A 9082-nucleotide genomic window follows, 5' to 3' on the forward strand; every position below is an offset into this window, starting at 1 on the left:
GCCGGCACGAACGCGGCGCCGCCGGGTGGCCCGTTCAGTGGGGCGTCTCCCGGCGGTGCTGCGGGTTGACTGCCAGGGGCAGCAGTCCCATGGAACCCCGTGCCTGCATCTGGGGCAGGGGGCGATCCTTGGCTGTTGCCCGGCGGTGCAACTCGCGGAAGAGGAGGTCGATGTCGAGTACGGGCGGTCCGCCGGGAACGCCGTGACGGAGGATGTCGATCAGTTCGCCCGTGAAGGCCGTGTAGGGCTCGCCTGACGGAGCGAGCGCCACCCGATGCGGAGAGGCGGCGGTCAGCAGGACCGTGCCCTCGATGTCGGCGAGTGGGAGGGGCTCGGCCCCTCCCATGACGTCCATGGCCCGACCGCTGAAACAGCAGTCCAGGATGACGACTTTCCGCTGCGCCCTGCTGTGCAGCAGCAAGCGGCGGATCCAGTTGTACTGGAGGGTCGTGTACTCGGCGTCGGAGCGGCTGTCCGGGAGCGCCAGGGACAGCTCACTGCTGTAAGGATCGATGAGCCCGTGACCCGAGAAGTACAGCAGCAGCGTGTCTTCCGCCTCGTCGCAGGCCAGTCGGACCTGGTCCAGGATCTCGGTCGCGTCGCGTGGATCGAGCAGGACCCGGGAGTGCTCGGCCGCGAACGCGCCGGTGGGGTACGCGAGCGCGGCGGCGAGATCACGCAGACCTGCCGGAACCGAAGGCAGGGACGGCAGGTGAGCGTAGTGCCCGACCCCGAAGAGGACGGCGCGGCAGCGGTCGGCGTCCGGCATGAGGGCCGCGTGCGAGGGCTGTCGGACGAGCGGGGGAGCCTCGGCCGCCACGTGTCCCGCTGGGGCCGGCCGCGTCGGCTCCGGCCGGGGAGCGGGCCGATCGGTCTCGTCGGCCAGCGGGTCGAGCACCAGTTCCTCGTCGGCCAGTGACCACAGCCGGTCGAACCGGTCGCATTCGGCGGACGCGTCCAGCCCGCGTGCCCGGCACGCGAGCACCTGGACGACGCACATGGTCAACTCCCAGTCGGGCAGCCGACGATGGGTGAACAGGTCATGGATGCGGGTGTGGCTGGGCGGGGGATGCAGGACGCCCCTCAGAGCCGCGGCGATGTCCCGGGTGCTGGGCCGCCCCGCACGGCGCAGCAGCTCGTGCAACGCGTCGCTCAGGTCCTTGCGCGCCCCTTCCGCCAACTCCGGGCGTGCCAGGTGCCGCCTGACGGCTCCCATCGCGACCCCCTCGATGTGCGCGGTCCGACGGCCATCATCCCGCAGTCCTCCGTCAGCCGCTGTCAGCCGTTGTCAGCCGTTGTCAGTCGCCGTCCGGGGCTGTCCGACGTCGTGGGACCCCGTGGCACGTCGGCACCTTCCGTCAGGGGAAACGCGGTCGGGCCCAGCCTGGTTCCACCGGCCGCGAACCGAGCGCGGCGCTCTGGAGGAGGCACCGTATGCACCTGTTGTGGGAAGGGTTGCTGACGCAGCTCCCCTCGGCTTTGATCACGGCCGTCGCGGGCGGTGTGACGGCCTGGGCGGTCCGTGCGCGTGCCCGTCGTCGGGAGTCGGCGAGGACGGACGAGGAGTGACGGGGCCGCGCCGGAGCGGGAAGGACCCGGTCGGCCCGTCCTACCCCGCCACGAGCTTCTCGAAGAAGAACTCGTGCTTGAGGAACGACGTCTCGTGCTCCGCGCCGGGATACGGCGGGATGAGCTGGGCGGCCTGGAAGAGCCGCCAGCCGTCCCGCAGGGCCGCGACGCCCGTCGGGTACGGGGGTTCGTCGCTGTCGCCGGTCGTGGGGTGGCCGGCTCCCGTGCCGTCGTAGCGGGCCCAGCCGACGACGGCGGAGTCCAGGGCGGAGGTGTCCAGGTAGAGGACGAGGACCTGCTGCCGGGTGGTGGTCACGCGGTGCTCCTCTGCGCGGCGGGCCGGTTGGCGATACGAGTGGCCCAGTGGTCGATGTCGAAGCCGGGGTCGGCGGACAGGGAGCGCCACAGCCGGATGCGGTGGTGGATCTCCAGACGTGCGGTGGCCTGCTCGTACCAGGGGAAGGTGCGCCGCAACTCCTCGGGGACGGCGGGGGCGTGCAGGTCCGCCGTGTCCCACAGCCGCACCTGCGGCACGGTCGGGTTGAAGCGGATCTTGTACATGTGGCGGACGGTGTCGCTGTCGTTGCGCCGGCCGCCGTGCCAGGTCCCGTGGTGCAGCAGCAGGACCGTGCCGGCCGGGCAGGTCAGCCGGGTCTGCCCGCGCAGGTTCTGGTAGCGGCCGGTGTCGGACTCGTTGGTGCGGCGCAGATGGCTGCCGGGGACGAGGAGCGTGCCGCCCATGTCGGCGGTGACCGCCTGCGGGTAGTACATGAGCTGCACGTCGAACGCGTCGGTCCGCAGATCGATGAGCGCGTCGGCGTGCAGGGGCTGCGCACTGCCCTCGTGGGGCAGGCGGGTGTGCACGAAGTGGTGGTCGACGGTGGGGTCCGGTCCGACCAGGCTCTCCAGGCCGCCCGCGACGGCGGGGAGTTCGACGAGCCGGCGGGCGAAGGACCCCGCGGGGAACGCCGCCGGTACGGGCGTGCCGTACGGCACCGGGGGCAGCCCGGCGGCGAACACACCGAGCGCCTCCTCGTTCATCTCCGGGGGGACGACGTCGTCGAGGCGCAGGAAACCGTGCGCCACGAACCGGGCCACCTGGACGGAGCTCAGCAGCTGTTTGGTGGTTGGCATGAAGCAACCGTAGAAAGGGAAGGGTTGTCAGTCGTGGGTTGTATTCGGCGACTGCTGGTAAATTCTCACCATGACGTCGGATGTGGAGCTGGCCCTCGACCTGCCGCCCGACCTGGTGCACGCCGGCGTGGGCGTCCACGGCTCCGCCGGCCCGCACGAGGTCTTCCGCCTCCCGCACCTGTGGCAGCTCCACCTCTACGGCTACTCCGGCACCTTGGAGTTCGGCGGTGCGCGGCACCCGATCCGCCCGGGGCACCTGAGCCTCGTACCGCCCGGCACGGAGGTGCACTTCCACTACGACGCCCCGCGCTGCGAGCACCTGTACGCGCACTTCCGGCTGCCGGGCGACGGTGAGCGGCGCCGGGTCCCGGTGATGCGGGACGCCGGTGCGGACGCGGCCGTGCTGAGCGGGCTGCTGCGGCAGACGATCAGGGCGAGCGCACAGTCCCCGTCCCGGGCCTCGGCGGAACTGTGGACGGTGCTGTGGCGCACCACCGGCCTGACCGACGCCGGAATCGACCCCTCGGAATCTCGCCACCCCGCGCTGCGGGTGGCCATGGCCCACATCGAGGAGCACCTGGCCGACCCGCTGAGCGTCCCCGGGATCGCCCGTGCCGCCGGGGTGTCGCACACGCACCTGACCCGGCTGTTCCGCGAGGACACCGGGCACACGGTCGTCGGCTACGTACGGCACCGCCGCATGGCGCGGGCCCGGCACCTGCTGATCGCCTCGACCCTGGCGATCCCGGCGGTCGCCGCGACCGTCGGCATCCCCGACCTGCAGGCGTTCAACAAGACGTGCCGCAGGGAGCTGGGCGCCTCGCCGCGTGCCGTGCGCAACGCCGCGGGCGCGTGAGACCGGAGGTCCGGCGGAACGGCGACGGAGGGCATCCGGCGAGAACGGCTCGAAGGCATCGGCACACAGGCCGAATTCGCCGACCGGCCCCGGTGGCGCGGAGTACGAGGGGACAATTCCTGTCCAGGGAATTCGGAAGGAAGCGCCGGCATGATCGACTGGATACCTCTGGCCACCGGGTCCAGGCCCGTCCCGCAGCCCGTGGCGACCCCGCTGGTCTGGGCCGGAGCCTTCGCCGGCGCACTGGGCCTGGTGGCGCTCATCAACACCGTGGTGGGGCCCGACCGGCCCGAACTGGCCCTCACCGCGCTGTCCCTGCTGGCCGCCGTGCTCGGCCTGTGCGCACGCTTCACGGCGGCCCCCGGCACGGCCGTGCTCTGCTGGCTCTTCCTCAACGGCTTCGCCATCCCGCCCGCCGGCACCCTCACCTGGGCCGGGCACCGCGACACCACCTGGCTCGCCTGCCTGCTCACCGCCGCCCTCCTCGGCACGACCCTGGCCCGCCTGGCCCACGCCCGCGCCGCCTACCGCCGCCTCGCCCCGGAACAGACCCGCCACGACGACACGGACCAGGTGGCCGGACACCACTGACCCGGACACCGGCCGGCCCCCACTGACCCCGACACCGGCCGGCCCCCACTGACCCGGACACCGGCCGACATCTTCCGGCTCGGCTGCCGATGTCCTTCGGCCCGGTTGCTGGCGTCTTCCTTCGGCCGCTGACGTCTTCCGGTTCGGCTGCCGATGTCCTTCGGCCCGGTTGCTGGCGTCTTCCTTCGGCCGCTGACGTCCTCTCGCCCGACGGCCGATGTCCTCCGGCCCGGCTGCCGGCGCCCCGCCGTACCGGCTGCCGATGCCCCGCCGCGTCGGCCGCCGCCCCCGGTCGCCGTACCGGCTGCCGATGCCGCGTCGGCAGCCGCCCCCGGCGGAAACACCGCCCCGGACCGCCGCCGCCCTACCCACCCCCGTTCGCCCTCGCGCGCCCGCGGGGCGCGGGAGTTAGGATCCCGGCCATGGCCATGACCGTGCACGACGTGGACCGGTTCGAGGCGTCCAGGCCCCGCCTGGAGGCCATCGCCTACCGCCTCCTCGGCTCCGCGAGCGAGGCCGAGGACGCCGTGCAGGAGACGTATCTGCGCTGGCAGGCGGCCGACGCCGGGCACATCCAGGTGCCCGAGGCATGGCTGACCAAGGTGCTCACCAACCTCTGCCTCAACCAGCTCACCTCGGCCCGTGCCCGGCGCGAGACCTACGTCGGACAGTGGCTCCCCGAGCCGCTGCTCGCCGGCGACCCGATGCTCGGCCCCGCCGACACCGCCGAACAGCGCGAATCGGTCTCGTACGCGGTCCTCGCCCTGCTGGAGCGCCTGTCCCCCAACGAGCGGGCGGTGTACGTGCTGCGGGAGGCCTTCGACTACCCGCACCGGGAGATCGCCGCGATCCTCGACATCACCGAGGCCGCCAGCCAGCAGATCCTGCACCGCGCCAAGAAGCACGTCGCCGACGGCAAGGCCCGCACGGAGGTCGACGAGGCCGCCGCCCGGCGGATCGTCGAGGAGTTCCTCGCGGCCGCCACCAGCGGCCGGACCGAGCCGCTCGTGCGGCTGCTCACGCAGGACGCCGTCTCGGTCGGCGACGGCGGCGGGAAGGTCCCGGCCCGGGCCAAGGCGTTCGAGGGCGCCCTCGCGGTCGCGAAGTTCATGCGGGGCCTGTTCAAGCCGAGCAAGGCCAAGCGCGCCCTGGTCGGCGGCTCCCCCGAGGTGTACGCCACGACCGCCAACGGCGATCCGGCCATCGTGGCGGTCGTGGACGGCCGGGTCGTCGGCGTGACCTGCCTGGAGGTCGGCGCCGACGGCATCGCCGCGTTCCGCAGCCAGGTCAACCCGGACAAGCTCGAGCGGGCGACCGCGCAGTGGGCCGCGACCGACCACGGCGAACCCCTGCTCCGCGCCGCCTTCTGAGGAACGCGCACAGTGTGAGCTGCTTCACATCGGATTCCTGTCAGGAAACGGCGGGCCGCCCGGTTCAAGGGGCGAATCCGCTCAAGGTTGCTCACGACAGGAGCCAGGACATGCAGCACCGCATCGTCGTCCTCGGGGCCGGCTACACCGGCGCCACCGCCGCCGGGCGCCTCGCCAAGCGGCTGCACCGCGAAGACGTCGCCATCACTCTCGTCAACGCCGAGCCCGACTTCGTCGAACGCGTCCGGATGCACCAGCTCGCCACCGGCCAGGACCTCACACCTCGGCCCTTCAGCGAGATGTTCGCGGGCACCGGCGTCACCCTGAAGCTCGCGCAGGTCACCGGCGTCGACGTCGACGGCAGGACCGTCACCGTCACCGACGCGCAGGGCACCGAGGAACCGCTGGCCTACGACACCCTCGTGTACGCCCTCGGCAGCGGCTGGAACGACCAGGGCGTCCCCGGCACCGCCGAGCACGCTTACGAGATCGCCAGCCGCCCGGGAGCGCTCCGGCTGCGCGAGCGCCTGGCCCGGCTGGAGGCCGGACAGCCCGTGGTCGTGGTCGGCGGCGGCCTCACCGGCCTGGAGGCCGCGACCGAGATCGCCGAGGCCCGCCCGGACCTCGACGTCGCCCTCGCCGCCCGCGACGGTCTCGGCGACTGGCTCTCGCCCAAGGGCCGCCGGCATCTGCGGAAGGTCTTCGACCGGCTCGGCATCACCGTGCACGAGCACGCCGCCGTCACCGCCGTGGAGGCCGACCACGTCACCACCGCCGAGGGCGGGCGGATCCCCGCCGCGGTCACCGTGTGGACCACCGGCTTCGCCGTCCACCCGATCGCCCGCGCCACCACCCTGGAGGTCACCGACACCGGCCGGATCATGGTCGACCGGACCATGCGCTCGGTCTCGCACCCGGACGTGTACGCCGTCGGGGACGCGGCCCTGGCGCTGGGCGCCGGCGACAAGCCGCTGCGGATGTCGTGCGCCTCGGGCGTCCCCATGGCCTGGCAGGCCGCCGACGCGATCGCGGCCCGGTTGACCGGCGGGAAGCTCCCGAACGTGCCGCTGCGCTACTTCAACCAGTGCATCTCGCTGGGCCGCAGGGAGGGCCTGATCCAGTACGTCACCGCCGACGACCGTGCCGTCCGGGCGGCGCTGACGGGCCGGTTCGCCGCCGTCTACAAGGAACTGATCTGCAAGGGCGCGGCCTGGGGCGTCGCCCACCCGGCGGCCGGCACGCTCGCCCGGCGCCGCCGCGTCGTACAGGCACCGGCCCGGACCGGCTCGCTGGTCAGGGAGTCGGCCTGACCGCGCGGAACGTCCGTGCTGCCCTGGCGCCACGTGGCGCCATGTGGCACCGCATGGCACCACGCGGCGTCATGCGGTGCCGTGCGGTGCCGAGTGGTGTCTGACGGCCCCTGCTTCGCATAGTCGCAGATGAGGAGGCTGGAGGTCCGCCCCGTCCCGCCCGAGGCGCCACACGTGCTTGCGTGTGGCGCCATAGTGGTGCCATTATGGCGTCATGGACCTCACCCCGTATGTCGACACCCTCCGCCGTGAACTCGCGGTGGCCGCCGAGGCCGGCGGCGAGGAAGCCCGCGAGCTGGCCGAGAGGCTCACCGCTCCCCTGGAGTCGGCGACCCGGCTGGCCCTGCTCAACGTGCTCTCCGCCGCGATGGACGAGATCACCCGCGAACTCGCCCCGGGCTCGGTCGACGTACGGCTGCGCGGACTCGACCCCGACTTCGTGGTGACACCGCCGCCCACCTACGGCAGCGCCCCCGCGGCACCGACCGCGTCCCTCGAACCGGTCAGGGGGCATGTGCCCGCCGACGGCGACGAGGGCGGCACCGCCCGCGTCAACCTGCGGCTGCCGGCCCACCTCAAGGCCCGCGCCGAGGAGGCCGCGGCCGGTGAGGGGCTGTCGGTCAACGCGTGGCTGGTCCGGGCCGTTTCGGCCGCGGTCGAGGGCGGTGCGCGGCCGCACGCGACGGACCGGACCCGCACCGTCGGACAGAGCTTCACCGGCTGGGTGCGCTGACCGCGTCCCGCCCGCCGCACCACTCATCCGCACCGCGCCCCACCAGCGCGGACGCCCCAAGGACTCAAGAGGACGGGACAGCCATGCCTTCTTTCGACACCCCGCAGCCGATCGCGGTCACCGCCCACGTGCCCGCCGCGGCCATCCGGTTCGCCGCGGGCGACCGCCCCGACACGGTCGTCGAGGTGCGGCCCCGCGACCCGAAGCGGGACAAGGACGTCCGAACCGCCGAACAGACCGAGGTCACCTACGCGAGCGGCGTCCTGACCATCAGGACGCTGCCCAGGCGCCGCAGTCTCATCGGCCCCAACGGCCTCGTCGACGTGACGGTCGAGCTGCCCGCGGGCTCGGATGTCGACGTGTCCGGCGGCTCCTTCGCCCAGGTGCTCGGCGAGGGCCGGCTCGGCGAGGTCCGGGTGAAGACCTCGAGCGGCGACGTGCGCCTCGACACCACCGGACCGCTGACCCTGACCGTGTCGCACGGCGCGGTCACGGTGGACCGGGTCGAGGGGGCGGCCGAGATCACCACCAGCTCCGGCAACGTGCGCGTCGGCCTGGTCGACGGCCCCGCCGTCCTGAAGAACTCCCACGGCACCACGACCGTCGGCGCCGTGACGGGCGAGCTGCGGGTGAACGGGGCCAACGGCGCCATCGACATCGCACGAGCCGAGGCGTCGGTCACCGCCACCACGACCAACGGCTCTCTTCGACTCGCCGAAGTCGCCCGGGGGGACGTCCAGTTGGAGACCTCCAACGGCTCCATCGAGATCGGCATCCGCGAGGGCACCGCCGCCTGGCTCGATGTCAGCTCCAACCGGGGGCAGGTGCGCAACAGGCTCGCCGCGTCCGAGGCCCCGGAGGAGACCGAGGACAGCGTGAAGGTCCACGCACGGACCAACTGGGGAAACATCGACGTCCTCCGCGCCAAGCCCTGAGCACCACCGCCCTTCCCCACCCACTCCAGCCTTCTCATGGAGGGCCACATGCCTACTTCTGTCATGTCCACGTCCGGCGAGAGGGGTGGTCGGCCCTCCCCGGCCGCCGTCTCCGCCGTCGGGCTGCGCAAGTCCTACGGCGACCAGACCGTCCTCGACGGCATCGATCTGCACATCCCGACCGGGTCCGTGTTCGCCCTGCTGGGCCCGAACGGGGCCGGCAAGACCACCGCCGTGAAGATCCTCTCCACCCTCATCACCCCCGACGCCGGACAGGCCCGGGTCGCGGGCCACGACCTGGCCACCGAGGCACAGGCCGTGCGCGCCGCGATCGGGGTCACCGGGCAGTTCTCCGCCGTCGACGGCCTGATCACCGGCGAGGAGAACATGCTCCTCATGGCCGACCTGCACCACCTGCCCAAACGCCGAGGACGGCAGGTCGCGGCCGAACTGCTGGAGCGCTTCGACCTCACCGAGGCCGCGAAGAAGCCCGCCTCCACCTACTCCGGCGGCATGAAACGCCGCCTGGACATCGCCATGACCCTGGTCGGCGCCCCGCGGATCATCTTCCTCGACGAGCCCAC

10 protein-coding genes are annotated in these 9082 nt (G+C 72.8%); 7 read left to right on the plus strand and 3 right to left on the minus strand.

Going from position 1 to position 9082, the window contains the following annotated elements; genetic code table 11:
- Positions 1 to 34 precede the first annotated feature (34 nt).
- From ABZ386_RS32980 to ABZ386_RS32990, 3 genes are all read right to left on the minus strand, one after another.
- On the minus strand, positions 35 to 1216 hold the full coding sequence (locus ABZ386_RS32980) for a caspase family protein (protein WP_351339980.1): 1182 nt from the start codon (positions 1214 to 1216) through the stop codon (positions 35 to 37).
- 393 nt (positions 1217 to 1609) lie between these two features.
- Positions 1610 to 1885, minus strand: coding sequence for a hypothetical protein (locus tag ABZ386_RS32985; RefSeq protein WP_355720762.1), 276 nt, complete (start codon positions 1883 to 1885; stop codon positions 1610 to 1612).
- On the minus strand, positions 1882 to 2703 hold the full coding sequence (locus ABZ386_RS32990; RefSeq protein ID WP_356615912.1) for a phytanoyl-CoA dioxygenase family protein: 822 nt from the start codon (positions 2701 to 2703) through the stop codon (positions 1882 to 1884). Before ABZ386_RS32990 ends, ABZ386_RS32985 begins: the two co-directional genes overlap by 4 nt.
- Positions 2704 to 2773: 70 nt before the next feature.
- On the opposite strand from ABZ386_RS32990, the gene ABZ386_RS32995 reads away from it, so the two are divergent.
- The 7 genes from ABZ386_RS32995 to ABZ386_RS33025 form a co-directional block, all read left to right on the plus strand.
- Positions 2774 to 3559: an AraC family transcriptional regulator gene (locus tag ABZ386_RS32995; protein WP_355720759.1), complete on the plus strand. Its 786-nt coding sequence runs from the start codon at positions 2774 to 2776 to the stop codon at positions 3557 to 3559.
- Between the two features lie 150 nt (positions 3560 to 3709).
- Positions 3710 to 4150, plus strand: coding sequence for a hypothetical protein (locus tag ABZ386_RS33000; protein ID WP_351339969.1), 441 nt, complete (start codon positions 3710 to 3712; stop codon positions 4148 to 4150).
- A 422-nt stretch (positions 4151 to 4572) separates the two neighbouring features.
- Entirely contained in the window at positions 4573 to 5520 is a 948-nt protein-coding gene (gene sigJ / locus ABZ386_RS33005) for an RNA polymerase sigma factor SigJ (RefSeq protein WP_351339966.1), read from the plus strand.
- 110 nt (positions 5521 to 5630) lie between these two features.
- Positions 5631 to 6830, plus strand: coding sequence for an FAD-dependent oxidoreductase (locus tag ABZ386_RS33010; protein ID WP_358967234.1), 1200 nt, complete (start codon positions 5631 to 5633; stop codon positions 6828 to 6830).
- Between the two features lie 214 nt (positions 6831 to 7044).
- Positions 7045 to 7563, plus strand: coding sequence for a toxin-antitoxin system HicB family antitoxin (locus ABZ386_RS33015; protein WP_355720751.1), 519 nt, complete (start codon positions 7045 to 7047; stop codon positions 7561 to 7563).
- Positions 7564 to 7646: 83 nt separating this feature from the next.
- Complete coding sequence (locus tag ABZ386_RS33020) at positions 7647 to 8498, plus strand: DUF4097 family beta strand repeat-containing protein (protein ID WP_351339957.1); 852 nt, start codon at positions 7647 to 7649, stop codon at positions 8496 to 8498.
- A gap of 48 nt (positions 8499 to 8546) precedes the next feature.
- On the plus strand, positions 8547 to 9082 hold a 536-nt coding region (locus ABZ386_RS33025), incomplete at its 3' end, for an ATP-binding cassette domain-containing protein (protein WP_358967237.1).

Source organism: Streptomyces sp. NPDC006140 (genome assembly GCF_040628815.1).
In the GTDB taxonomy this organism is placed as follows: Bacteria; Actinomycetota; Actinomycetes; order Streptomycetales; family Streptomycetaceae; genus Streptomyces.